We start from the raw sequence: 25,786 nt of genomic DNA, 5'->3' as shown, positions 1-25,786 counted from the left end.
ATATATTTTAGAGGTTAATATGAATAAAAATAAAATATTAGGACTAACAAATAAAATAAATGTTAAAAATAACATCCTTTACAAAGAATCTCATATTTTTTGTGATGATTATTTAAATAGAAATAATGAAATAGCAATTTATGATCAGTTAAATAAAATAAAAAATAAGTATGTTATTATCCCTTTTGCTTATCAAAAAGAAACTTTATTTACTTCTCAAACCCATTTTTTTAAAAATGTTAAAACACTTAGTCAAGTAAATATATGCACTAATAAAATGCTAACAATTATCAATATTATAAAAAATATTCATAATTTAAAATTAGAAAATATTGCAGTATTTAAACCACTTGATTTTTTGATGTTTTTTAAATCTAACGTTCAAAAAGAAATTCAACAACTAAAAGTTTTTGACTCAAGAATAATTAAAATTTTAAATAATTATTGAGATGATGGTTCTTATCCTGTTTTTTCTCATAATGATTTAGTTTTAAATAACTTTATTAATTTCAAAAAGGGATGAAAAGTTATTGATTTTGAATATGCTTCATATAATCATTACTTATTTGATTATGCAAGTTTTATTAGCGAGTCATTGCCTGTTAAAAAACATGATAAATTTATTGAGTTATTAAATTTAACAGAAAAAGAAAAAAAGAAATTAAATGATTTAATTTTGTTTCAAAATTATTTATGAGGTTATTGAGCTTTATACATGTTTGAAAAAACAAATAATAGTATTTTTGTAAATATTATGAACGACAAAATTAATGCTTTGTTTAGAACAAGAAGTTAAATATCGTCAATAAAAAATTATTTTAGAAATGAGTATTTTGTGACTGGACCAACAAATGTAAACCTTTTTTCAAATCTATAAGATAATTTTGAATAATGCTTTCTGGCTTAGTATTTCTAAGCTTTTTTAAATAATTTATTATTTGTTTATTAATAGTAAAACTTCAACTGTATTTATCAAAATTTTTCAACTATTTTTTTATTTAAAATAGTTAATCAGGTCAAACCTGATTAAATTTACTTTAAAATAGCATTTCAAAAAGATAGTTATTATCGTGACTAACAATGCACATTTCATTATCATGTAACTATTTAAAACATCATTATTTGATCAATCTGGTTTGTAAAATTTTCATCTTATTTACTTTTTCATTTTAAAATACAAAGAATTTAATAAAACTAAAATTGATGATAAGAACATCGCTAACATTCCAATGTGTGGTGATAATACACCAAATAAAGCTAAAGGTATTATTATTAAATTATAAGTGAATGCTCAAAATAAATTTGAATAAATAATTTTTTTAGTATTTTTAACTTCATTTATAGTGTCAACTATTAAACTAATTTTTGAATCTAACAAAGCAATATCTGCATCAAGATCTAAATAAGTGCTTTTAGTAATAACAGCAATTGATAAATCAGCTTGTTTAATAGCCAAAGCATCATTTAAGCCATCACCTGCAAAAAGAACTTTTTCCCCATTCATTTGCATTTCTTTAATTAAAAGAAGCTTTTTATCTGGTGTCATATTTGCATATACATGTTTTATTTTTAATGAACTAGCAACCTTTTTAGCAACTCCAATATTATCCCCAGTAATCATTACAACTTTAAAACCCTGTACCATCAACTCTTGAATTTTATCATCTACTCCTTCTCTCAACTTATCTTCAAAAAATATTTGAGCTACAAGATTTTTGTTTTTAAACAATAATGAGCTTGTATTTGTAGTCTGTCTAAAATTAATTTCAGGTGCTGATCCTGCACTTTTAAAATTACTATATTTAATTATTTGATAATGATCATCTAAGTATGTGAATGTTAAAAAATCTTTATCAATTTGACGTAATTTTATGTTACAGTCAATATTTTTTTTATTGAGATAATTAACAATTCCCGAAGCAATTGGATGTTTTATGTTTAATTGAAATGAACCAATTATTGGTAAATATTTTTCATCACCAATATAATCTTTAACTTCAATTTCGCCTTTAGTTAAGGTACCAGTTTTATCAAAAACAACTGTTGAAATTGTATGCAGTTTACTAAAAGATTCAGGTTTATTAAATATAACGCCCTTTTTAGCAGCCCTGCTAGCACCTATTAAAATAGCTAATGGTGTTGCTAAACCTATAGCACAAGGGCATGCGGAAACTAAAACAGTTATAGAAACTTTTAAGGATAACAAAAAACTACCATTTTCAAAAAAGAAATAAGATATGAAAAAACCTAAAATAGATAAAACTAAAACAACTGGTGTAAATCACAAAAGTACTCTATCAACAATTGTTTGAATTCCTTTTTTTTCAGTTTGAATTTGATTTATTTTCTTAACCATTTTATTAATTAAATTATCTTTTACTAAACCTGTAGCTTCAATTGAAAATTCCTCACCCATATTCCTCATTCCTGCAAATACATTATCTTTATATGATATTTCCAAACCATGATTTTCACCATTAATAAGTTGTGAATCAACAAGTGCTTGTTTAGATATTAAAATACCATCCATTGGAACATTGTAACCAATAGGTACTTTAATAATATCACCAGCACTAATTTGATTTACGTTTACTTTTATATATTCTTCATTTCTCAATAAAAATGCATTTTTAGATTGAAGTGATTGAATTTTTTTTAAGTCATTCCCAATTTTTGATTTTATGTAGTCATTTATCAAATCACCTATTTTTACAAAGATAATTACAAAAATTGGAATTTCTATTAAATGTAATTCTAAATAATCACCACGATTTAAATAATAAATAATTTCTATTAAACTATAAATTAAAGATATTTGAGTTGATGCAAATACTAAAAAGTTCATCCCTATTCTTTTTCACTTAAATATTTCAAAATATGTTCTTTCTATATATTTTCAACCTATAAAATAAGTGTTAATAATAGCTAACGGGACAAAACCAAAAAACACCATATATAAATTATTACTTATGGTTGAGTTTAAATTAATAATCGATAAAGAAAGCGCTAGTAAAATATCTATTAAAAAAACCAGTTGTTTTAAAAACTTTTTAGTTTTAACTTTCGCTAACAATTGTGCCTTTATATCCTGATTTTTTTAATATTTTTCTAATCTCTTTGGCGTTAGTTTCATTTTCATCGTAAACAACTTCTATTTCTTTTTCAAGTAATGAAACTGTATAATCTTTTATAAAATTATTTCGAAGTGATTTTCCAACAGAAGAAACACAACTTGCACAATCTAATGAATCTACATGTAATAATACAGTTTTTGCCATAAATAAAAACTCCTTTTTTTCGATATATAAATTATATATCTTGAATAGGAGTTTTTAAATTAAAAAGTGCTTGTTTTTATAAATTTACGAGTTACCATTTTGTTATTTATGCAATTGTATAAGAAACTAAAGCTAAAAAGTATTACAACAACTAAAACAAAGGCAATTGCGAATCATCCATATCCAGGAATTCCCATAGGTCCTACTTTGTGAACATTTAAGAAAAAGTAAGGATAAAGAATACTTTCTGTGTAACCAGATTTAAGTCTTAATTCACCTCTAAACATTGCAAATAAACAATATGCTAAAGTCATTGTGAATGGAATTCAGAATTTTTTTAGAATGTATTCTTTTTTAATAACGATTTCTTTGTTTTCCATCATGAAGTTTACATAAATTACAAATATAATTGGTGTGATTACATGATTTATTATTGAAGTTATTCAACTAAATGTTTGTGTTGGAAAACCTTGAACAGGAATTAAAACAAAATTATAGATTATAAAAGTTAAAGTAATTAATGTTGCTAAAGTATTTGCGGTTGTATGACCTAATAATTTGCTTTTACCTTCTTGTTTATAATTGATCCCTGCTGCAATTAATCATGCATGAACTAGAACATTTGAAAGTAATGTAAAAGTAGTAAAATAATCTATTGTAAAAGTCTCATAGTTTCCATTATATACGTCTATAATATCATTATTATTAAAAATTCCTCATACATAATACGCAATCATTACAGTAAATGATAGTAGTCCAAAAAATAGTTTATACGATATTTTAAATTTTGTCATTTTTTTATTTCTCCTTAACATGTTTTAATTAAAACTTAATTTTAACCAATTCTCTTCTAGCTGAAGTTAGAAGTTTATAACCTTTATTTGTTACTAATAAGTCATCTTCAATTCTTACACCACCAATTTCAGGGATATAAATCCCAGGTTCAATAGTGATAGTCATATTAGGTTCAAGTGTTCTATTACCTGTGGGTGAAGTGTATGGCTCTTCATGAATTTCAACACCATAACCATGACCCAAACCATGTGTAAAGTAACCAGCATAACCACGCTCATCAATATATTTGGCAACAGCTTTATGAATTTCACCAGCATCTTCACCAGCTTTAACTAAACTTATACCTAAACTTTGAGCTTCAAACACTGTATTGTAAATGTCTTCTAACTTTTTATCAATTTCTCCCATTGCAAAAGTTCTAGTTTGATCAGAACAATAGCCATTGTAATAACAACCCATATCCAAAGTGACTAATTCACCTAATTGAATTTTTTTATCACTTGGAACAGCATGTGGCATTGCACCATTAATTCCACTAGCGACAATAGTATCAAAAGAGATTTTATCAGCACCTAAAACTAAAAATTCATTATCAACAAATCTTTGTAATTCTTTTTCAGTCATTCCAGGTTTAACAAATTTTAAAACTGATTCAAATACCTCATTAGTTATATCACATGCTTTTTGAATTTGTTTTATTTCTCATTCATCTTTAATAATTCTAATTGACGAAGTATCAACTGGTTTTAAAGTTAGTTCTTTAAAGATTGTTTTATATTGTTCATATTCTGAATAATGAACTCAATCTGATTCAAAAGCTAATGTTTTAATATTTTCATTTTTCAACACGTCTTTAATTGAGTCTCATAATCCTTTATTAAAACCTGAAATTTTAATATCACTTGGAATATTTTTATTATTTAAAGCAGCAGTAATATATCTACCATCTAAAAATAAATAACTATTTTCTTTAGTTACAATTAAATACCCTAGTGAAGAATGAAATCTTGAAAATCAGTATCTATTTTGTGGTGAATATAATAATATTGCATCAGCATTATTTTTTTCTAATAAATTTTTTATAATTTTTTGTTTTGACATAAAATCTCCTTTTAATAAAAAATTATTTAAATAAATTATACCAATATTATATGATACGATTTTTATTTAGTTTCAGAATATCTAAATAATTTTCTGCATTTTTAGAAAATTATTTTTTAGTATTGTTTTAGCTAATATATATAAAACAATCATTTTTCTTGCAAATAATCTTTACTTTTTCTTGCTAACTTTATTTTATGGAATGATTTATTTTGTAAAATATTAAAAGCAATCAAAATATAAAAATTAGTATTAACTATTTTTTTTGTTTATGAACTTCATGTTTGTTACATTTACTACAGAATTTTTTAACTTCTATTTTTTCTTTTTTCTTGTCGTTTCTACCAATGTAGTTTTCATTTTTACATTCAGTACAACGTAGAATATATTTTTCACGCATAAACTTTCACCTCGCTGCTCATTTAAATTGTTTTGTTTTTTTAAGACAATCTATAATAAATAATATCACAGATTTGTAAAACATTTTTATATATTAATAAATATTTAAATAATTTTTATTTGTTATAAAATCAGTTTTATAGTAAAATATATTTAATATATCTTATAGGAGAAAACATGAAGAAATTATTGATCATTTTGGGAGCATTAACGTTAACAGCAACACCTAGTTTAGTTGTTGTTTCTTGTTCTAATAATGTTGCAGAAACAGTTAATCAATTTATTGAATTAGCTGATGGTACAAGACCAACTTTTAAAGGGGTAAATGAAATAGATAAAAAAGGTTCAACGCTAGTTTATTATATAGGTGGGGCTGACAACTACTCTTCTTTATCATTTGAATATGCTTTAAAACAAGCAACAAACACTGAAAATTTAACAGATGCTTTTGCAGTTTTAAATAATGGTACAGATGCAAGTACTGGTCCTGTTAAAGCTTTTAAAGATCTTGGAAAATTAACTTCTCTTGGAAATGATGCTGGAATTCAAGAAGTTTCAACAAAATGAAATAAATCAAATTCTAGACATGAGTTTATAAATAAAACTGAAAATGTTATTTTTTCAAAAGAAGCACTTGGAACAGATATTAAAATTGCAGGCTATCAAGCTTCTTCAATTGATAACTTATGAACAAGCAAAGTTACTAAAAAAATATTAAGTGATTGATTAACTCCTTCAATAGCTAGAATGACTTATGACATTACTTTAGAAACAAACAATCAAAAGTTAGCTGAAGCTAATACTAAAACTAAAAAAAATGAGTTATTTGATGGAGCTCAAACATTAATTGAAACAAAAGTTAAAGAGCTTAGCGAGTCGAAAGGGCCTATTTTCTTAATTATAAGAAATGGTGAGCTAATAGGCTATTTAAATGGCTATACAGTTTACAATGAAGTTGATAAAGTTATTCTTCAAAAAGACCAAGATGCTTTTAAAAATAAAGGTAGATCATATGATTCAAAAGATATTGAAAATATGTTTAAAACTTGAAATGAAACATTAGCTTTTAGTAATGTTGAAAGTAATAATAAATCAATTTTACAAGATATCTATAAAAAAGAAGGAACATCTAAATTTTCTTTTAACGATAGTGGTCTAGAACCTTATAAAAAATTGATTGATAAATGAGATGAAGGTGTTTTAAATAGAATTCCTGATTAAACTAACTTTTTTAAGTTAGTTTTTTTATTATTAATATTATTTAAAAAAAAAAAAAAAACAACCTTAATGGTTGTATTATTTTAAAATGGTCCCCAAGGCCAGACTTGAACTGGCACAGGATATAAAGCCCGGCGGATTTTAAGTCCGCTGCGTCTACCGATTCCGCCACTTGGGGATAATTAATGGTGACTCGCCGCAGGCTCGAACTGCGGACCCACTGGTTAAAAGCCAGTTGCTCTACCGACTGAGCTAGCGAGTCATAGTTGGTTGGGCCAGCAGGATTCGAACCGGCGCATGAAGGAGTCAAAGTCCTTTGCCTTACCGCTTGGCTATGGCCCAATAAATGGTGGAGGGGGAGGGATTCGAACCCCCGAACCAAAGGAAGTGGGTTACAGCCACCCGCGTTTGACCGCTTCGCTACCCCTCCATTTATATGGTGCTGACTAAAGGAGTTGAACCTTCGACCTATTGATTACTAGTCAATTGCTCTACCATCTGAGCTAAGTCAGCATTACCTTTAGATATGCATCCTTATTCTAACAAGGACAATATTTATTTTATCTTAAAGACAAAAAATAAACAAGTAAAAATAAGAAATTTTGAAAATTTTTTGTAATAAAAAAACAAGTAGTTTTAACACACTTGTTATTAGTCAACTACATTGAAAATATCTTTAAGTTTTTTCTTTTGTTTTTTTGGTGAAGGGTTAGTTTTTTTCTTAATTGATTCTCTAATTTCTTCTTCATTTTTAGGATTAATTTTATTTATAGTTTTGTAATCTCAAATCAAATCTTTATCCTTGTATTTTTCCATGTTTTCTGAGATAACTTTTCTTACATTATTTGATAAATCTTCTGTTTTTAAAGATATATGTTTACTTGGCATTATTGGTTTACCAAAAATAACTTTTACTTCAACTTTTTTTGGTCTATCTTTTTTAAATATTTGATAGGCATTAATAATTGTTACAGGAATAACAGGTGCATTAGCCATTTGAGCTATTTTAAGTGCTGCTGGATGAAAATCTTTTATTTCTTGTGACTTACTTCTAGTACCTTCTGGAAAAATCACTAAAGATCTCTTATAATCAACAACAAGTTCTTTAGCTTCTTTAAATGCTTCTAAAGCATTTCTTGGACTTTCTCTATCTAAAGGAATACAGTCAATAATTCTTACAAATCTACCTAATTTTTTATCATTTCACAATTCTTTTTTAGCAATAAATGCCATAGGTTGATTCAAGTAAAAATTGTTTAAAGCAAAAAGAATAGTTGGATCAAAATTTGACTGATGGTTAGCTGCCAAAATAACTCCACGATCTAATCAATTTTCATACCCTTCAACTGTAATATTTATATTTGAAGCTTTTAAAATTCTATTAGCTGATTTTTTAGCAAAATTATAAGCATACTCTTCTGAATAAAAACCAGGAGTTTTGTAATTTTTTTTACTAATTTTTTTGGCTTTAGTCATCATTCTTCAAATTGGAAACCATAAATAAATAATTTTTAGTTTACTAATTTTTAAACTGCGCTCATTATCGTTTATTTTATTTTCTGATAATTCATGATTTGTTAATTCTTTATTAGTTGTCATCTTTTCTCCTTGTAAAATATTCAATATAAAAGTCTTTGTACTCAACTACATTTATTTTATCAAATTTAGTTAAATTTACTTCATCTATGTAAACATTACCTTCATATTCTTCTTTTATAATAGTTCGGATTAATTGATCAGCAGAATCAATCATTTTACTAAAAACTGAATTTCCACCAATAACATATAGATCTTTTTCATTAGTTTGATATTCTTCAATTAGTGAATCAACATTATTTATAAAAAATAAGCCATCTTGATTGTCTTTATAAGAATCAAGATTTTTTGTCAAAACATAATTAATTCTATTAGGTAGTTTTTTATTATTCATTGATGTAAAAGTTTTTCGGCCCATCAAGACACTAGAATTAATTGTAGTTTTTTTAAAATGCTTCATTTCTTCAGGTATATTCCATGGTAATTTTGCGTCTTTTCCTATTACCCCACTTTTTGTTTGAGCCCATATTATCTTAATCATAAATATTAATAGCCATTCCTATGGAATACTTTTTTTCATGAGATATTGAAATTAATATTTTACTTAATTCTAGATTAGTTATTATAGGGCTTTGATTATCATAACCAACATTAATTTTATTAAAACTTATTTTTTGTTTTGAATTAAGAGATTTAAATATAGCTTCTTTAACAGCTCATCTACCAGCAATAAAGTTTATTTTTGCTTTTTTAGAAATAATACTTTCTAAAAGCACTTTTTCTTCTATTGTTAAAACTTTATCAATAAATTTTTGTTTTATTTTAATGCGTTTATTTTCAATAATGTCAATTCCGATTCTTTGCATAAATATTCTCTTTCATTTTTGTATATTTATCATTTAATAAAAAATAGCCATTAAGACTACTTAGTAACTTCAACAATAATATCATTTATTTTTTTAGTTGTGATATTAGCAGCTTTTAACATTCTAATAGAAGCTTGGGCTTCTTTAGAATCTATATTTTTATCCCCTGTATAAAAAACTTCTTTAATACCTGCTTGAATAATAATTTTGGCACACTCATTGCATGGAAACAAAGTTATGTATAAACTGCAATCTGATAAGTCTGCTCTTGCGTTTACAATTGCATTTAGTTCAGCATGCACCACAAATGGATATTTAGTATTTTTTCATTCTACTTCTTGACTTTTTGTTCAAGGAAACTCATTATCATCAATTCCTCTTGGGAAACCATTATAACCAGTAGCTATTATTTGTTTTAAAGGATTAACAATAACAGCGCCGACCTGAGTTGAAGGGTCTTTACTTCTCATTGCACAAACCTTAGCTACGCTAACAAAAAAACTCTCTCAACTTAAATAGCCTTGCCTTTTCATATTAGACACCTGTTATAATTCCGGGTTGTCATACTCAACCAATATCAGCAGAAAGCACAGACCCCATTCAACCAATTTTATTGACAACTAAATTAGTCGCGTATCCATCACTAATAATTCCTTTATTTAAATAAAAGTTTATAGCAGCTAAAATATTATTATTGTATGCAGGAATTGTTTTTAAAACAAATAAAAACACAATTCCAACAACAATAAATAAAACTAATAAAAACAACATAATTTTTTCAGATATTTTTCATTCATTTGCACCTTTGCTTGTTAATGCATAAGTTATTGAACCAAAAACCATTCCTAAAAAAGCAATTGAGAATGAACTCATTGTATCATTTGATGAAGATGCAACTAAGATAATGATCAATATTGGTCAAACTGATTTTGTTTTTGCAAAAATTGATACTGGTGTTTTATCACCAGAAACATTCATTAGCATTATTCCTATCATGATAGATAAAATAGGAAGAGGACCAGAAGTTATTGAATATGGCATAGTTGTTGATGTAATAAATCCTAATAAAATGTAACTAACAACAAATGGTATTGCTATTTTTTTTACAGAACCGTTTACTATTTCAGTCATTCTTGATGTAGAAAAAAGAGCAGAGCAAACAAAGAATAATATAAGCAAATCAAACAATAATCCACTTTTACTATTTTCCATAGCACTAAATCCATATGTTAAAATTCTTCAATACTGACCACCATTTATTGTTATCGTCCTGTTTGTACCGCCAAATACTATTTGTGCAGCACCTGATGTTCAACTTCTATGTACTATGTTTGGTGCGTTGATTGTGGTTTCATCTAATCAATTTATATTTAACACACTTCCAAGTATTGTTGCTATTGAAGGTAAAATAATAAATAAAACCAATATAGCTCAAGTAAAAGAAATTTTGTTATTTTTAATTTTAGCCATAAATGAATTAAAGTTTTTTACCTTGATCTCGTTTTGTTCTTGAATTGACATGTTAGAATTTTCTGGTTTAGTTTCTTCTATTTGATAAAGGTTTAATTTATGAATATCACCAAAAATTTGAATTAAATCACTTTGAACTTTTTCATTATTTGTTTGAATTGATCAAATACCATTAATTTGCTGTAAAGGTCTTGGCACATTATTAGAAAAAGTAATTTTTAAAATTGAATCTTTATCAATTGATGAATCATTGTATAAAATATTTTCACTAGTTAGATCATTAGCACTTTGATCATTATCTAAAATTATAATTTGATATTTATAAATTCTGTTAACTAAAAATACTTTATTTTCTTTTGCTGGGATTTTTTTTAATTCTTTATATTTGTATTCTTTTTTTAAAAAAGAAATAAAAGACTTAAACATTTGAATGTTTTTATCACTCATGCTTTGCTCCTCCTTCTTTTTTAATTCTATCTAAAAATTCTTTAGGTAGTTCTGTTTTTAATTTTACCATTTCTTTTTTAATGGGGTGTATAAATTGCAATTTATAAGCATGAAGCATTTGACCAAATTCATCAGTTTTATCAGATAATCTACCATATATAGGATCATTTACAATTGGAAACTTAATAAAATTGAAATGAACTCTGATTTGATGTGTTCTTCCAGTCTCTATTCAACATTTAACTAAAGTTGTATTTTCAAATCTTTCAAGTACTTCAAAATTAGTTTTTGCATACTTAGAGTTTTTATTCGTCACCATCATTTTTTTTCTATCATTTTGATGTCTACCAATAGGTGCGTCAATGACACCTTTTTCTTCTTCAATATTACCTCACACTAACGCGATATACTCTTTGTAGACTTTATGATCTTTTAATTGATTGGATAATTCTTGATGAGTTTTATCATTTTTGGCAACAATAACTAGACCTGTTGTTTGTTTATCTAAACGATGAACAATCCCTGGTCTTTCAACACCACCAATATTACTTAGATTTATTTCTTCTCTTCCAAGTAAAGCATTAACTAATGTGCCATCAGGGTTACCAGCACCTGGATGAACGACCATGTTATTAGCTTTATTAATTACTAATAAATGTTCATCTTCATAAACTATATTTAAATCAATTTTTTCACCTTTAAGTTCGGATTTTTTAATTTCAGGAAAATTAATTTCAACTTTATCACTAACTTGTAAATTTGTATTAGATTTTGTTTGCATTTCGCCATTAACTAAAATATTCCCATCTTTAATTAACTTTTGGATATAACTTCTCGAATATTCTTGGTCTTTGTTTAATTCTTCGACTAAAAACTTATCTAATCTATTTTTAAATTCGTTAATTAATATTTTAGTCATGTAATTCCTTTTTGTTTTTCTTGGCCTCTAAAAACATTTGTATCAATTCTATAATAAAACAAACCCCCATTAAAGGTATACCAACACAAACCCAAACATCTGCTAAATTAAATATATAAGATTTTGAAAATATAAGGAAATCAAAATCTCACACCAACAAATCAACAACACCACCATGCACACCATCAGCATTCATTGGAGCTCAAGATCTGGCCAATACGTTAGCAAATGCACCTGAAAATAACATGGCTATTGGTATTATTCATTTTTTGGAATTTACAAATATAAATACAACCAATATTAATATTGTGAATATTGCTGCAAAAGATATATTTTTTGCTAAACTTGCAGAATCATTGTTTTCACCTCAAGCTCTTCCTAAATTAATTATGTAATTAAGGTTTAAAAAACCTGGTAAGAAATCTTTTGATTGACCCAATGTCATATTAGAAGTAACTATTCCTTTTGAAATTCAATCTAAGGCTACTAAAATAATAATAATTGGCACACCTACTATTAATTTCATTTTTCATTCATAATTATATTTTTTTAAAAATGACCAAAAATTATTAATCCTATTTTTAAGTATCATACTTTCACCCTTTATTCTTATTAAGTTTATTTTAAACTATTCACAACATTATTACATCTTGTACAGACTTGATAGTTAACTAAAGTGTCAAAAATTGCTCAACATCTTTGACATTTTTCTCCAGTTTTTAATTTAACACTGATAACTGATGTTTTTAATTCTAATCCTTGTTCTAAGCTCACAAAATTTATTTTATTAACTATAAATATTTGATTTAAATCTTTTATAGTTTCAAGTTCTTTGTAATCACTTTTCAAATCAATATTTAGAATAGCTTCAAAACCTTTACTAATTATTTTTTCTTCTCTTGCTATTTCTAAAGCTTTATTTACATCTTCTCTTAATAATTGTAATTTATTTCATCTATTAACAAACTCATTATTTTGAGTAAAATTTTGTTCTTTAATATCAACAAGATGGACTGACTTAGATTTATTTTCTATATTAAATTCTTGATATACCTCTTCAATTGTATGAGGAATAATCGGTCTTAAAGCATCAATTAACATAATTAATTGTTCATATAAAACAGTTTGAACTTGACGTCTTCTTGTGGAATTTGCACCTTCAATATATAATATATCTTTAATAAAATCTAGATAAAATGATGATAAATCTTTTGTCACATAATTTAAAGATGTGCTGTAAACTTGATTAAATGCAAAATTTTCATAAGCTTCAATTATCTTATTTTTATTTAAAGTTAAATTATGTAAAGCATATCTATCAACCTCTTCTAAATTTGTCTGATAATGTTTAATTGAATCAAAATCAAACAAGTTAGCTAAAATAAATCTAATTGTATTTCTAATTTTTCTGTAACTTTCTCCAATTTGTTTAATAATATCATTACCAATTTTTTGATCATCTGAATAATCAGTTGAACTAACTCATAATCTTAAAATATCAGTTCCTTGAGTATTTGCAAATTCTATTGGGTCAATTCCATTGCCTAGTGACTTACTCATTTTATTGCCTTTTTCATCAACAGTCATTCCGTGAGAAATTAATTTTTTGTAAGGTGCATTATTTGAATAAATTGTAGAGTTAATCATAGAAGCATTGAACCAACCTCTGTACTGATCGCTTCCTTCTAAATACACATCATATGGCAATTTAAATTCTTTATACTTCTCACTTAAAGCAATTGCAGAAGATCCTGAATCAAATCATACATCTAAAATATCTTTTTCTTTTACAAAATTTTGACTATGATATTTTTCAGGTAAAAATACATTTGCTGGTTTTTCAAACCAAGAATTAGTTCCTAAATTTTCAATTTGTTTAATAGCAAAATCTAAAATTTCATCATTAATAACTAATTCCTTATCTTGATTATAAAAAGCAACAATAGGAACACCTCATAGTCTTTGTCTTGATATAGTTCAATCAACACGGTCTTCTAAAACTTGATAAAGTCTTTTTTTTGCTCATTCAGGTCTTGTTGTAATGCTATCAACATTTTTTAAAATGTCGGATTTAACTTTTTCTAGATTAATAAATCATTGATAAGTACAACGGTAAATTACTGGTTTTTTAGTTCTTCAATCATGTGGATATGAATGAGAAACAAACTTCAACTTTAATAATCTATTTTTTTCTTGTAATTGCATACCAACAATTTTGTTAGCATCTTCATAAAAAACATTTACTAGTTGTTCATCATATTGAGCTATTTCTTTTGTAAATTTACCTTGGTCATCAATTGGTGCAAATGGTTCTATATTATTTTTTTTAGCAATAATGAAGTCATCTTCTCCAAAACCTCCAGCAATATGAACAATTCCTGTTCCAGCTTCATCTGTTACATGATGCCCTAAAACAACTTTATTAATTTTTTTGTCATACAAAGGGTGTGCATATTTAACATCTATTAATTTGTCCCCATAAAAATTATTTATAATTTTATAATCACCTCAACCAATTTGATTAGAGATACTTTCAAGAAGGTTTTTAGCCACTATGAATCTTCTTGACTCTACTTTAACTAAAACATATTCAATGTTTTCAGAAACAGCTGCTAGTTGATTTGATGGGATAGTTCATGGAGTGGTAGTTCAAATAACAATTTCATCACCAACACTAACAAATTCATTACCTTCAGTTATTTTCATAGCAACAAAAATAGTTGGTGATTTAACATCTTGATATTCAATTTCTGATTCAGCTAAGGCTGACTCACTTGAGGGTGATCAATAAATTGGTTTTAAGGCTTTATAAACTAAACCTTTTTCAAACATTTTTTGAAACAATCTTAATTCACTCATTTCAAATTCATGTTGTAAAGTTATGTATTTAAGATCAGTATTAGTAAACACTCCAAGTCTTTTAAATTGTTTTGCTTGATTGTCAACTTGTTTTAAAGCATACTTTTCACATAATTTTCTAAATTCTACAACTGGTGTGGTTTTTCTGTCAATCCCACTTTTAGTAACAACAGTTTCAATTGGCAATCCATGAGTATCTCAACCACAAATAAATGGTGCTTTAAAGCCACTAGAGTTTTTAAATCTAATGATAAAGTCTTTCAACGTTTTATTAAGTGCATGACCTAAATGTAAATCACCATTTGCATATGGTGGTCCATCATGTAACATAAATAATGGTTTATCTCTATTAATATTTAACTTTTTATTATAAATATCTTCATCTTCTCAAAATGCTTGAATAGTAGGTTCTTTTTCCTTTAAATTTGCTCTCATGTCAAATTTTGTTTGCCCTATTAACAGTGTGTCTTTATAGTTATTGCTCATGTGTTTCCTTTCAAAAAATAAAATCGCCCCTTGAATAAGGAGCGATTAAAAACGCGGTACCATCCTAATTAACAAAATCTTTTGATTTGTTATCTTTAAAGTTTTAACGGTTCCACCGCAGAATTCTACTCAACTTATAGTTTTTCTTTTCTGTTAAAAAAAGGTGATATTAGAATAACGTTTATTATCGAATTTCAGCAAACTTCGACTCTCTTTAAATAAACTATTATATAACTTGTCCTTTAGTTTTATACAATAATATTTTATCTTATTTTGATTCTAATTGGTGTTTTTTAACAAATTCTAAAGTTCTATTTGTATAGTCTTTTGTAAATTTAATAATGGATTTTGTATGATTATAACCTTCATCATAAATGATTAACTCATTTTGGTCACTATGTTCGATATTATTTTTAATCTCTTGCATTTTGAAACTGTCTAAAAAATTAGTCACTCGATCAAATCGATTATGTATAAACATTATTGGTATATAATTGTGTCCTTTTTGAATCAACTTAATAAAATCTAAACCTTTAAAATCAACTTTATACTCTTGTTTATAAATTTTTAATACATCTTCTAAAATATTTTGAGCATAAGTTTCAATTAGTTTAAAAGCATTATCAGAAATCATTTCTGAAATCATGTTATTAACAGACATATATGCTGAATCAGATACTAACCACCTTATTTTATTTTCTTCAATAAAACCTTGTTCAGTCATTAAAGTATAAATGCAAGTAAAAGCTCCCATGCTTGTTCCAACTAAGCCTATTTGAGAAATAATATAATTTTTAGTTAATCATTCTATTACTGACATAAGATCTCATTTTTCTTTATATCCCCATGAAACAATGTCATTTTCGCTGGCCCCATGATTTCTAAAATCAAATGTTAAAATATTATATCCAAGAGCGCGATAATGTCATGTTAAATATAAAACATCAAACCTTGATGAGTTAAACCCATGAACACCAACTACTCATTTGTCAGACACTTTTGGATTCAATCAAACACTAGCAACAATTTTTAAACCATCTTTTGATGTAATAATTGTATTACCAGTAGGTTTTTTATACTCCTTTATTTTCATTTTTTTATTTGAGTTACGATTAGTTGGTTTAATACTATTAAATGTCTTAACATAATTAAATTTAACATTTTTTCTATCTGTTCTTATAAAGAAAGTTTTAGTAAAACTAGAGTTTCACATATTAATGATAGTTCTTGCGATTGGTGAATATTCTGCCATGAAACTCCTTTAATTTAAATCTATTTTACTATAAAAAAAGAAAATAGAGAAATCTATTTCCTAATTATTAATTTATATATTTCTTTTTCTAATTTTTTTTGTGATCCATCATTTATATAAATAACACCTGAAATGAAGTCAATCACTCTTCTTTTATCGTCGCTTTTTAGTTGAGATAAATCAACTAATGCGATTTTATTACTTTTTAACTCATCTGCAACATTTTTAACATCATTAAAAATCTTTGGAACAAAAATCTCTGTTCTTTTAGATAAAATATCTTTTTCTATAGTTAAATTGTCTTTACTATTTTCTTTCAATAATTCTGATTCATTTTCATCGTACATATCATATTCTTTTAAATCATTATGAATATTTTCATTTTTGGTTTTTAATTTATTTAAAAAGTTTTTTAATTTATTGCTCATAAAACCTCCTACTTTAAGAATGTTGGAAAATCATTATCCAATTCTTCTTCTTGTTGTTCTTCATTGTTTAACAGTGAAGAACTTTGCATAGTTTGATGTGCATTAAATATTTCCTCTTCAAATGTGGTGGTTTTTAATGTTTCGATTGATTTTTGTGCCTGTTTTGTTAAATTTGAAGATCTAAGATTTGCAAAACTTGAAACAGTTGTTGGTTTAACAGAAGGTTTAATAATATTTTGTTCAATATCTTTGTTTTCATCAAATCCAGTTGCAATAACAGTTACAACTAATTCATCTTTTTCAGTTAATTCTTTATTAATAGCTACCCCAAAAACAATATTAACTTCAGGGTTATCAATTGCTTGGTTAACAACATCAACAACATCATATGCATCATTTAATGAAATACCTTCTCCACCAGTTACATTAACAATAACATCTCTAGCTCCATTAATTGAGGCTTCAAGTAGTGTTGAAGATATGGCATCATTTGCTGCTAAATTCGCTTTATCAGGCCCAGTACCTAAACCAATACCAAATAAAGCATTTCCTTTTTTAGACATAACTGTTTTAACATCAGCAAAGTCTAAGTTAATTAATGCTGGTACTGCAATCAGATCAGTAATTGTTTGTACTCCTTGTTTTAAAATTGCATCCGCTTCACCAAAAGCTTCTTGAATTGGTTTAGCCCCGATAAATTCTAAAAGTCTATCGTTTGAAATAACAATAGTAGAATCAACGTATTTTTTTAATTCAATAATTCCTTCTTCAGCAAATTGATTTCTATATTTACCTTCAAACCTAAATGGTTTAGTTACAATGGCTACAACTAAAGCTCCAGTTTCTTGTGCAATTCTAGCAATAACAGGAGCAGCACCAGTTCCAGTACCACCACCCATTCCAGCTGTTATAAAAATTAAATCAGCATCTTTTAAAGATTCTTTTAATTCAGCTTCACTCTCAATAGCTGCAGCTTTACCAACTTCTGGATTAGCTCCTGCACCTAATCCTTTTGTAGATTTTTCACCTAAAATTAATTTATTAGGTACACTTGAACCTGCTAAAACTTGAGCATCAGTGTTAGCTATATAAAAATCAACGCCATGTGCTCCATATTCAAACATTCTTGTGATAGCATTATTTCCTCCACCACCAACACCAATAACTTTTATCTTTGCTCTTTGACTAAAGTCTTGTTTACTACTCATACTTTTGCTCTCCTTCATTAGGCTTAACTTTATCTATTATTATACCATCTTGTTTTAAAAATAAAGCTTGCATATATCCATTTTCAGAAGGGTGATTGAAAAAATCAAATGACAAGTTTGCCTCTACTTTTTTAGGTTGTAATTTATCAAATGATTTTTCATTTTTAATTAAGGTATCAATTGTATTTCAAACACCATATGTTGTTGCTAATATACATTCATTAAGTGTCCCAATTAAAGAAAAAGAACCAAAAAAATTATTTGTTGTGGTTTTAGTTTTGAAGAATTTACTAATGTTTGTTATTTGGGTTAATATGCCATAATGATAAATAGGAAATCTAAATAATTCATTACCTAAACTTTGTGAAATAATTTCAGTTATTTTTTTTAAAACTTCATCGATTTGTTTAATAAACTCTTTTTTAAATATATAACCATTAAATTCATATTCATTTTTAAAGTTTTTAACTTTTAGAATTATATTTGATAAAAAGTTATTTGAGTTTAAGTCTAATGATTCAAATAAATATTTTCGACATAAATTTTCATCAATATTAAATTTTTTAGCCATTTTTTCAATTACTTTATCAAAACCTTGATTTAAAGTTTTAAAAGTTTGAATGCTATTTTTTTTGAAAACACCAAATTCAACTTTGTTATTTTCTCAATTAATAATAATTGCATTTTCTGGTGTTTTTATGCCAGAATTTGGTATGTTAAATAAAGCTTGAATATTGGGAACAATTTTGCTTATTTGTTTACCAAAACTTTTAACAATACTTGTGTGTGATTTATATACAGCTTTGTCAATAGTTTCATAGTTATAAATGAAAGTAACTAATGAGCCATTAATTTCTTCAAAGTTTTCTCATTTTTTATCATTTACTAGAATGTTTTCAAAATTTAAATTGAAAATTTCATTATGATCATTTTCTTTTAATTTCTTTTCAATTGATAACTTCAATTTATCAATCATTTCTTTATTAATTGGTTGATCTGCAGATAATCTAAAAGAATTTTTTATTGGTGTTTTAATATAAGTTTGACTTGGTAAAATGCAAATGACTTCTTTTAAGTATTCTTTAGAAAATTCAAGAGAACATTGATTAAAAATATTTCCAAGAGCTTTTTTCACCATAATTGGTTCTATAACAAGACCATTTGAGTTTAAAACAGGGATATCAAAAAATTTAGTTTCATTAAAAATACTAATTGGTTTATTTTTAAAAGTTTTAGTTGTTGCAATTGTAATACTTCATTCTTTTATTTCAATTGTTGTTAATGGTTTATTTTTCATAATATCTCCTTATTTTTTTTCTATAACTCATAGTTTTGCACTGTGGCTTCTTTTATTTTTTTCTAATTCAGTTTTACTTGGTTTTAATGGTTTAGTTATCACTAACTTAAATTGCTTATCTGATTCAAATGCAAATGGCAAGTTATTTAAAAAGTATTTTTGTTCATCTAATGTTTCTTTTTTAAAAACTTCTTTAATTATTTTTTCTTCCAATGAATGAAAAGTTATTACCACTATTCTTCCTTTTTGTTTTAATAAGACCAAACTTTGTTGAAGAGATTGTTTAAGAGATTCGAATTCATCATTTACAGCAATTCTTAAAGCTTGAAAAGTTTTTTTTGCTGGGTGTTTTGGAGAATTAAGCACTTTTGCAGGTAGTGATTTTTTAACAATGTCCACTAGTTCAAAAGTTGTTGATATTGGCCTTGCTTGAATAATGTTTTTTACAATTGATCTTGCAAATTTTTCATCAGCGTAATTTCATAAAATTTTTTCAAGTTCTTCTTGTGAATAAGTATTTAATATAGTTTCAGCTGTGACAGGATTGTTCACAATATCCATTCTCATGTCTAGCGGCCCATTAAACCTATAACTAAAACCTCTTTTTGGGATGTCAAATTGAGGTGAAGATACTCCCAAGTCATATAAAATGCCATCAACTTTCAAAACATTATTTAAAGCTAACATCATTGCTATGTCTTTAAAGTTAGATTGCAATATTTTAAACCTGCTACTAATTTTTGATAGATTATTTTCACCATCTTCAATAGCAGTAGCATCTTGGTCAATACAATATAACATCCCAGAAGTTAACTTTTTGAGAATCTCACTAGAATGACCACCTCTGCCTAATGTGCAGTCAACATAAACTCCGTCTTTTTTTATATTTAAATAATCAATTGATTCTTTTAATAAAACTGGTATATGCTTATTCATTAGTTATTTATTCCTTGATAAATTTTTTCTGATATCTCTTCAAGTTTATTTTCATTTGCTTTTTGATAGTTATTAAAGGTTTGACTATCTCATATTTCTATACGATCACCCATCCCCAAGATAAAAACAGACTTATTAATATTTGCTAGTTTTAAAAGGTTAGCGGGTATATTAATTCTTCCACTTTTATCTAATTCGACTTCGTGGGTGTTAGCGATAACTTCACGAGTCAACATTCGAGTGTCTTTATTAAAACTTGATAGACTTAATATTTGATTGCTTCACTTTTGAAATTCAGTTTCAGTTCTCATTTCTAAACTTCCTTCAAAACCTTTAGAAACGTATAGTATAGTTCCTTGAACTTTTCCACGTATCTTAGAAGGAATGGTAAGTCTTTGTTTTTCATCTAAATTATGTTCATATGTTCCATAAAATAACATACCACTTTCCCCCATTTCTTCCCACTATCATGTTAATATTATAAAACTTATTAATAAAAATGTGTAAAAAATAGAAAAAAAATGAGCTCAAAGCTCATTTTATTATTATTTTAAATTAATCTTCAATAGATTTAACTTCTTTACCTTTATAAAATCCACAGTCTCTACATACTCTATGAGATTTTATCATTGCTCCGCAATTTTCACAAGAAACTAAATTAGATGCTACTAAAGCTAAATGACTTCTTCTTTTATTCTTAACGGATTTACTAGTCTTTCTAAATGGTACAGCCATTTGGTACCTCCTTTTTACTTTTTCTTGTTAAACTGGTCCAATTGATTTCATCTTGGGTCCAGTTTATTTTGTTCATTTTTATTATACTCTTCTTCTGTAAAAAAAACATCATTAGAGCATACTTTTTTTATTATATCATTATTGTTATTGGATAAGTTATATGGCAAATTTATGTTTATTTGTTCTATAGCGTAATTTAATACATTAAACCTATCACCCAAAATAATATTAGAATTTGAACTTGCGTTTGAAGAAAAACAATATTCTTCACTTCAATCAATAGAATTTGAGTATTCTTCTTCTTTATTAGTGAATTCATTTACAAAAAGTAAACTAAAATTAATTATGCCATTAACACTTAAAATAGAAAGCGATTTACTTCAATCTAAATCAACATCAATTTCAAATTTAGATAATTTAGTAACTGAAGGATGAAATATTTTAAAATCCTCAAGTGTTTTAATTTCTTTAATTATTTCAGTATGTAAATTATTTTCAAAATAATTAATATCCATATTATCTTATTTTAACCTTAGCATCTTTTACTCTATTTAAAATAATATTAAATTGAGAAGAAATTTCTTGTTCAGTTAGTTGTTTATCAATGCTGTTAAATTCAAATTTAAAAGTTATTGAGTATTTTTTCTCATTTTTCATTTGATCATCTGCATAAATATCAACTATTTCATAAGAAACCAAATGTTTAACACCATCAACTATTGATTTAACAATATCTTGGTAACTTTGCTCTCTAGATAATTCCATTGAAATATTTCTGTAAGATTTTTGAAATTTAGATAATTCATTAGTTTTATGAATTTTTTCAGAAACATCATAAATGGCATTAATGTTTATTTCACAAACAAAAGTTTCACCAATTTTATTTGCCTTTTCAAAAGCGGGGTTCAATTTAAATATGTAAGCTAAAGTTTTATTTTTATATTTAACTTCAATATTAATAAAAGGGTGGATATCTGAAGTTGTTGGTTCTTTATTAATAAAAGAAACTTCTTTTAAATTAACTTTATAAAAATTTAAAATAGCAATTAAATAAGATTGAATATAAGCATAACTTGATTTAATATCAACTTTTGTGATTGGATCTTTAACAATTTGATTACTAACAGCAAAACATAAATGATTTTCTCTAAATTCATTTAGTCCAAAAATATCTCCAACTTCAAATAATTTTAAGTTCTTATTTCCATTATTTGCATTAAAAATAATAGTTTCAACCATTGTTTTAGATAAATTAGTTCTATAACTTTCCCTTTGAATTGAAAGAGGACTCATTACATTAATAATCCCTTTAACATCAAACATGTTTCAAGCTTTATTAGTTGTCTTTTCAGTTAAAGAATATGATTTTATATTATTAAAACCATTACCTACAAAATATGAAACAACTTTATTTTTTAATTTTCTTTCAAGGTTGTTTGTCTTATTAAACATTGTAAATTCTAATGGTTTTTCATCAAAGTTGTCATAACCATAAATTCTTGCAACTTCTTCACATAAATCAAATTCACCGTAAATATCAGTTCTATTTTCATCAATATCAAAAGTTATTTCATCTTTTTTTGATGTGACTTTAATGTCTAAATGTTTGAATAAATCTATTATTTGAGGAACAGTAAATTCCATACCTAAAATTTGATTTATTCTTGATAATGTAGTTTTATATACATTTAAAGGTTGTTCGCCTTTTAATACAACTTCAATATTTTCAACAAAATCTAAAATTTTATATTTACTAAACACATTTAGTAAAGCTATTAGCCCTTGATTAAATAAATTTTTATTTAGCGGCTTAGCATATCTTTGCAAATCAATATTATTTATATTTAATTTTTTTAATTGTCCTCGCATTATAATTTGATCTATATTTAACATTAGAACTAATATTCTTTGTGTTTGATTAGTTACTGCAAATTCTTTTTCGGTTTTTAGACCAATAATGTTTACTAATCTTTTGTTATTTTTTAAAACTAGAATCTCTTTGTCATCAAATTTTTGATTAGTTATTTCAAAATCATTTGTAACTTTGTCAGCATCCATTAAAATAAAAGGTTGACCGGTTTTAAAAGTTGCTATATTGGCTAATTGTTCAAATTTATTATCATTAGATTTAATTTTTGATATTTTTAGTAAAATATCATCGTGAGTTGTTAAATTAAATTCATTTTCATTCAAGTGAACTAAACTGTATGATATGGTATTAATATTTTGTTCTACTTTTTTATTTATATTAATATTAAATTTTTGAGTTTGCTTACTATACTTAAACTCATTTTTATATTCAATTGGTTCTAAATCAAAATAGTTAGCTAGTTCTTTAACCAATTGATAGCCAGCTAAAGCATCGCTTCTATTAAGTGTTAAATCTAGATCAAAAGCATAATCATCAAGTCCAATTATTTCACCAATTGGATTACCTAATTGTTTTTCTAAATCTTTTGATAACGATGTTACAAAAACAATTTCCACAATTTCTGCTTCAGTTAAGTTATTATTTGAAAATGCTATTTCGTTATATGCACAAAACATCCCTTCTGAAACTATGCCTAACATTTTACGGTTATCTAATATGTTTCCATTAAACAAAGTTGCCCCAGGCAAAGCAACCACAACATAATTATTTGCAATAATATTTCTTGCAGTTGATAAAATAGTAACTTTTTTGTTAGCGCCAATTTTTGTGACAGTTTTTTTCAAATTTGTTTCAGGAATTTGTTCTACAGATTCTATGTATCCCAAAACTATTTTATTATTGCTAAACTTTGAATAGTCAATTTCTTCTTCTACTTCAAAGCCTAGTGAGTTGAAAGCAATAGCAATTTGTGCATTTGTAACATTTGTTAAGTCTAAGTATTTATTTAATCATTTTCTTGTAATTATCATATTTATCCTTATTCCCCATAGAACTTAAATTGTTCTAAAAATTTAATGTTATTTTCATATAAGCTTCTGATATTAGAAATACCAAATTTCAACATAGCTATTCTTTCAATACCCACTCCAAAAGCAAGAGCAGTATTTTTTGAAGGATCCATTCCATTTAATTTCATAACTTGCTCATTAATAATTCCTGATCCTAAAATTTCTATTCACCCTGAATATTTACAAATTGAACAACCTTTTCCTTTACATTTAAAACAACTTACATCAACTTCAACACTTGGTTCAGTAAAAGGAAACAAACTTGGTCTGAGTCTAATTTTTGCATCTTCGCCAAACAATCTTTTACACATATATTTTAAAATTCATTTTAAATTAGTAAAGTTAATTTTTTTAGATACGGCCAAAACATCCATTTGCATAAATTGGTGAGAGTGAGTAGCATCATCATCATCTCTACGATAAACATTCCCAATTGAAATATTTGCATAACTTCCTTCAAAATTTTTTTCTTCAGCCATTTTAAATAACATTCTAGCAGACATGTTTGTATTATGAGTACTTAGCACTAACTCTTCATTAATATAAAACGAATCTTGCATGTCTCTTGCAGGATGACCAACTGGTAAATTTAAATTTTGAAAGCAAAATTTATCAAACTCAACATCACGATTTGGTAATACATCAAAACCAATTTCGCTAAATATATCAGTTAATTCTTCCACAACAATATTTAAAGGGTGAATTGTTCCAAGTCTAATTAAAGAACTTGGAATTGAAGGGTCAAATTTCTCATTTTGTAATTTTATATTATTTTCAATTTTACTCAATTCATTTATTTTATTTGTTGTTTGTTCATTAATAAAATTTCTTAATTCATTACCTTTCATTCCAACTTCAGTTTTATTTTCTATTTCAGAGCTTCTTAATGATTTTAAAATTGCATTCAATTCGGAATCTTTTGATAGATTTTTTTTCTTAATTGCTTCTATTTCTGAAACAGTTTTAGCCACTGCTAATTCTTTTATTACTAAGGTTTTAATTGCTTCTATTTTATTTAACATGTTTCCCCTTTTATATTATTTCTAATTGTTCTTCATAAGCACTAATAATTAATTGCAATATTTTTATACCTGGATAGTTCTTATTTATAGATTTTAACCTTTTTAAAATAAATTTTTGAAAACATATTTTAAAATCTTGAAATATTGTATCAAAACTCTCAATAACTGGGTGATTTTCATGATTTAAAGTATATTCAATACCTTCGTTCATACAAATAATCATGCTTATAAAATGATTGTTCACTAATTTTTTGGATTTAGAATATATTTCTCTTAAAAATTCTTCATACATATTTAAGATTAATTTTGAATCATTTGTTAAGCATATGTAATCTCAAAAAGCACAATCTATAGATTTCAAAAAGATTCTTATTTGATCAATGCTTTCATTAACAAAATTGTTTGTTTTTCAGTTTATATCTTTTTTATATATTTTTTTTATATAAGCTAATAATTTAGGTTTTGAACATAACTCAAAAAGTGAGAGATACTCTCACTTAAAGTTGATATTAAAAATTTCACTTGATTGTTCTTTTTTAATATGCTTTTTTTCAAAGTCATTTATGATTTTTATTTTAATCGATTCCATAATAT

At 25.9% G+C, this 25,786-nt stretch carries 26 protein-coding genes and 5 tRNA genes; 2 read left to right on the top strand and 29 right to left on the bottom strand.

Annotation, left to right across the window (positions count from 1 at the left end; all coding sequences use genetic code 4):
* The first annotated feature begins 19 nt into the window (after positions 1–19).
* On the top strand, positions 20–796 hold the full coding sequence (locus tag MCORR_RS03125; protein ID WP_104208119.1) for a phosphotransferase family protein: 777 nt from the start codon (positions 20–22) through the stop codon (positions 794–796).
* Positions 797–1,156: 360 nt separating this feature from the next.
* Here MCORR_RS03125 and MCORR_RS03120 read toward each other — a convergent pair whose 3' ends face one another.
* The 5 genes from MCORR_RS03120 to rpmG form a co-directional block, all read right to left on the bottom strand.
* Positions 1,157–3,073: a heavy metal translocating P-type ATPase gene (locus MCORR_RS03120; protein WP_104208118.1), complete on the bottom strand. Its 1,917-nt coding sequence runs from the start codon at positions 3,071–3,073 to the stop codon at positions 1,157–1,159.
* Positions 3,057–3,278 carry a heavy-metal-associated domain-containing protein gene (locus MCORR_RS03115; protein WP_104208117.1) on the bottom strand — a complete coding sequence of 74 codons (222 nt, stop codon included), beginning with the start codon at positions 3,276–3,278 and terminating at the stop codon, positions 3,057–3,059. Before MCORR_RS03115 ends, MCORR_RS03120 begins: the two co-directional genes overlap by 17 nt.
* Positions 3,279–3,337: 59 nt before the next feature.
* Positions 3,338–4,072 carry a Pr6Pr family membrane protein gene (locus MCORR_RS03110; protein ID WP_104208116.1) on the bottom strand — a complete coding sequence of 245 codons (735 nt, stop codon included), beginning with the start codon at positions 4,070–4,072 and terminating at the stop codon, positions 3,338–3,340.
* A gap of 28 nt (positions 4,073–4,100) precedes the next feature.
* Positions 4,101–5,174, bottom strand: a complete 1,074-nt coding sequence (locus MCORR_RS03105) for a M24 family metallopeptidase (RefSeq protein ID WP_104208115.1) — start codon at positions 5,172–5,174, stop codon at positions 4,101–4,103.
* A gap of 256 nt (positions 5,175–5,430) precedes the next feature.
* Complete coding sequence (rpmG, locus tag MCORR_RS03100; protein WP_104205655.1) at positions 5,431–5,574, bottom strand: 50S ribosomal protein L33; 144 nt, start codon at positions 5,572–5,574, stop codon at positions 5,431–5,433.
* Positions 5,575–5,750: 176 nt separating this feature from the next.
* Between rpmG and MCORR_RS03095 the strand changes: the two genes are divergently transcribed.
* On the top strand, positions 5,751–6,794 hold the full coding sequence (locus MCORR_RS03095; RefSeq protein WP_104208114.1) for a lipoprotein: 1,044 nt from the start codon (positions 5,751–5,753) through the stop codon (positions 6,792–6,794).
* 86 nt (positions 6,795–6,880) lie between these two features.
* On the opposite strand, the gene MCORR_RS03090 is transcribed toward MCORR_RS03095, so the two are convergent.
* The 24 genes from MCORR_RS03090 to MCORR_RS02975 form a co-directional block, all read right to left on the bottom strand.
* Positions 6,881–6,969, bottom strand: a tRNA-Leu gene (locus MCORR_RS03090).
* An 8-nt stretch (positions 6,970–6,977) separates the two neighbouring features.
* Positions 6,978–7,053: transfer RNA gene (locus tag MCORR_RS03085), tRNA-Lys, on the bottom strand.
* 5 nt (positions 7,054–7,058) lie between these two features.
* Positions 7,059–7,133: transfer RNA gene (locus MCORR_RS03080), tRNA-Gln, on the bottom strand.
* Between the two features lie 5 nt (positions 7,134–7,138).
* Positions 7,139–7,221, bottom strand: a tRNA-Tyr gene (locus MCORR_RS03075).
* A 7-nt stretch (positions 7,222–7,228) separates the two neighbouring features.
* Positions 7,229–7,304, bottom strand: a tRNA-Thr gene (locus tag MCORR_RS03070).
* Between the two features lie 138 nt (positions 7,305–7,442).
* Positions 7,443–8,390, bottom strand: a complete 948-nt coding sequence (locus tag MCORR_RS03065; RefSeq protein WP_104208113.1) for a lysophospholipid acyltransferase family protein — start codon at positions 8,388–8,390, stop codon at positions 7,443–7,445.
* Complete coding sequence (locus tag MCORR_RS03060; protein WP_104208112.1) at positions 8,380–8,868, bottom strand: dihydrofolate reductase; 489 nt, start codon at positions 8,866–8,868, stop codon at positions 8,380–8,382. The genes MCORR_RS03065 and MCORR_RS03060 overlap by 11 nt, the downstream gene beginning before the upstream one ends.
* On the bottom strand, positions 8,861–9,193 hold the full coding sequence (locus tag MCORR_RS03055; RefSeq protein ID WP_104205651.1) for a holo-ACP synthase: 333 nt from the start codon (positions 9,191–9,193) through the stop codon (positions 8,861–8,863). The genes MCORR_RS03060 and MCORR_RS03055 overlap by 8 nt, the downstream gene beginning before the upstream one ends.
* A gap of 56 nt (positions 9,194–9,249) precedes the next feature.
* Positions 9,250–9,726, bottom strand: a complete 477-nt coding sequence (locus MCORR_RS03050; RefSeq protein ID WP_104208111.1) for a deoxycytidylate deaminase — start codon at positions 9,724–9,726, stop codon at positions 9,250–9,252.
* Between the two features lies 1 nt (position 9,727).
* Positions 9,728–11,110, bottom strand: coding sequence for a hypothetical protein (locus MCORR_RS03045; protein ID WP_104208110.1), 1,383 nt, complete (start codon positions 11,108–11,110; stop codon positions 9,728–9,730).
* Positions 11,100–12,029 (bottom strand): RluA family pseudouridine synthase, encoded by a 930-nt coding sequence (locus MCORR_RS03040; protein ID WP_104208109.1) that lies wholly within the window; start codon positions 12,027–12,029, stop codon positions 11,100–11,102. Before MCORR_RS03040 ends, MCORR_RS03045 begins: the two co-directional genes overlap by 11 nt.
* Positions 12,022–12,621, bottom strand: coding sequence for a signal peptidase II (locus tag MCORR_RS03035; RefSeq protein ID WP_104208108.1), 600 nt, complete (start codon positions 12,619–12,621; stop codon positions 12,022–12,024). Before MCORR_RS03035 ends, MCORR_RS03040 begins: the two co-directional genes overlap by 8 nt.
* A 26-nt stretch (positions 12,622–12,647) precedes the next feature.
* Positions 12,648–15,374, bottom strand: a complete 2,727-nt coding sequence (ileS, locus tag MCORR_RS03030) for an isoleucine--tRNA ligase (RefSeq protein WP_104208107.1) — start codon at positions 15,372–15,374, stop codon at positions 12,648–12,650.
* 268 nt (positions 15,375–15,642) lie between these two features.
* Positions 15,643–16,626, bottom strand: a complete 984-nt coding sequence (locus tag MCORR_RS03025; protein WP_104208106.1) for an alpha/beta hydrolase — start codon at positions 16,624–16,626, stop codon at positions 15,643–15,645.
* A gap of 53 nt (positions 16,627–16,679) precedes the next feature.
* Positions 16,680–17,054 carry a cell division protein SepF gene (gene sepF / locus MCORR_RS03020; protein WP_104208105.1) on the bottom strand — a complete coding sequence of 125 codons (375 nt, stop codon included), beginning with the start codon at positions 17,052–17,054 and terminating at the stop codon, positions 16,680–16,682.
* Between the two features lie 8 nt (positions 17,055–17,062).
* On the bottom strand, positions 17,063–18,262 hold the full coding sequence (gene ftsZ / locus MCORR_RS03015) for a cell division protein FtsZ (RefSeq protein WP_104208104.1): 1,200 nt from the start codon (positions 18,260–18,262) through the stop codon (positions 17,063–17,065).
* Entirely contained in the window at positions 18,255–19,559 is a 1,305-nt protein-coding gene (locus MCORR_RS03010) for a hypothetical protein (RefSeq protein ID WP_104208103.1), read from the bottom strand. The genes ftsZ and MCORR_RS03010 overlap by 8 nt, the downstream gene beginning before the upstream one ends.
* A 9-nt stretch (positions 19,560–19,568) precedes the next feature.
* Positions 19,569–20,495, bottom strand: coding sequence for a 16S rRNA (cytosine(1402)-N(4))-methyltransferase RsmH (rsmH, locus tag MCORR_RS03005; RefSeq protein ID WP_104208102.1), 927 nt, complete (start codon positions 20,493–20,495; stop codon positions 19,569–19,571).
* Positions 20,495–20,950, bottom strand: coding sequence for a division/cell wall cluster transcriptional repressor MraZ (mraZ, locus tag MCORR_RS03000; protein WP_104208101.1), 456 nt, complete (start codon positions 20,948–20,950; stop codon positions 20,495–20,497). Before mraZ ends, rsmH begins: the two co-directional genes overlap by 1 nt.
* Positions 20,951–21,050: 100 nt before the next feature.
* Positions 21,051–21,230: a 50S ribosomal protein L32 gene (gene rpmF, locus MCORR_RS02995; RefSeq protein ID WP_104205639.1), complete on the bottom strand. Its 180-nt coding sequence runs from the start codon at positions 21,228–21,230 to the stop codon at positions 21,051–21,053.
* A 14-nt stretch (positions 21,231–21,244) separates the two neighbouring features.
* On the bottom strand, positions 21,245–21,745 hold the full coding sequence (locus tag MCORR_RS02990; protein WP_104208100.1) for a DUF177 domain-containing protein: 501 nt from the start codon (positions 21,743–21,745) through the stop codon (positions 21,245–21,247).
* Position 21,746: 1 nt separating this feature from the next.
* Positions 21,747–24,131: a phenylalanine--tRNA ligase subunit beta gene (gene pheT, locus MCORR_RS02985; protein ID WP_104208099.1), complete on the bottom strand. Its 2,385-nt coding sequence runs from the start codon at positions 24,129–24,131 to the stop codon at positions 21,747–21,749.
* An 8-nt stretch (positions 24,132–24,139) separates the two neighbouring features.
* A complete protein-coding gene (pheS, locus tag MCORR_RS02980; protein WP_104208098.1) occupies positions 24,140–25,192 on the bottom strand; it encodes a phenylalanine--tRNA ligase subunit alpha in 1,053 nt (350 codons plus the stop codon).
* A 10-nt stretch (positions 25,193–25,202) separates the two neighbouring features.
* Entirely contained in the window at positions 25,203–25,781 is a 579-nt protein-coding gene (locus tag MCORR_RS02975; RefSeq protein ID WP_104208097.1) for a hypothetical protein, read from the bottom strand.
* Between the last annotated feature and the right edge of the window lie 5 nt (positions 25,782–25,786).

The organism is Mesoplasma corruscae, assembly GCF_002930145.1.
In the GTDB taxonomy this organism is placed as follows: Bacteria; Bacillota_I; Bacilli_A; order Mycoplasmatales; family Mycoplasmataceae; genus Entomoplasma; species Entomoplasma ellychniae.
The sequence above is the reverse complement of the archived record's forward strand: the minus strand, read 5'-3'. Positions and strand labels throughout refer to the sequence as shown.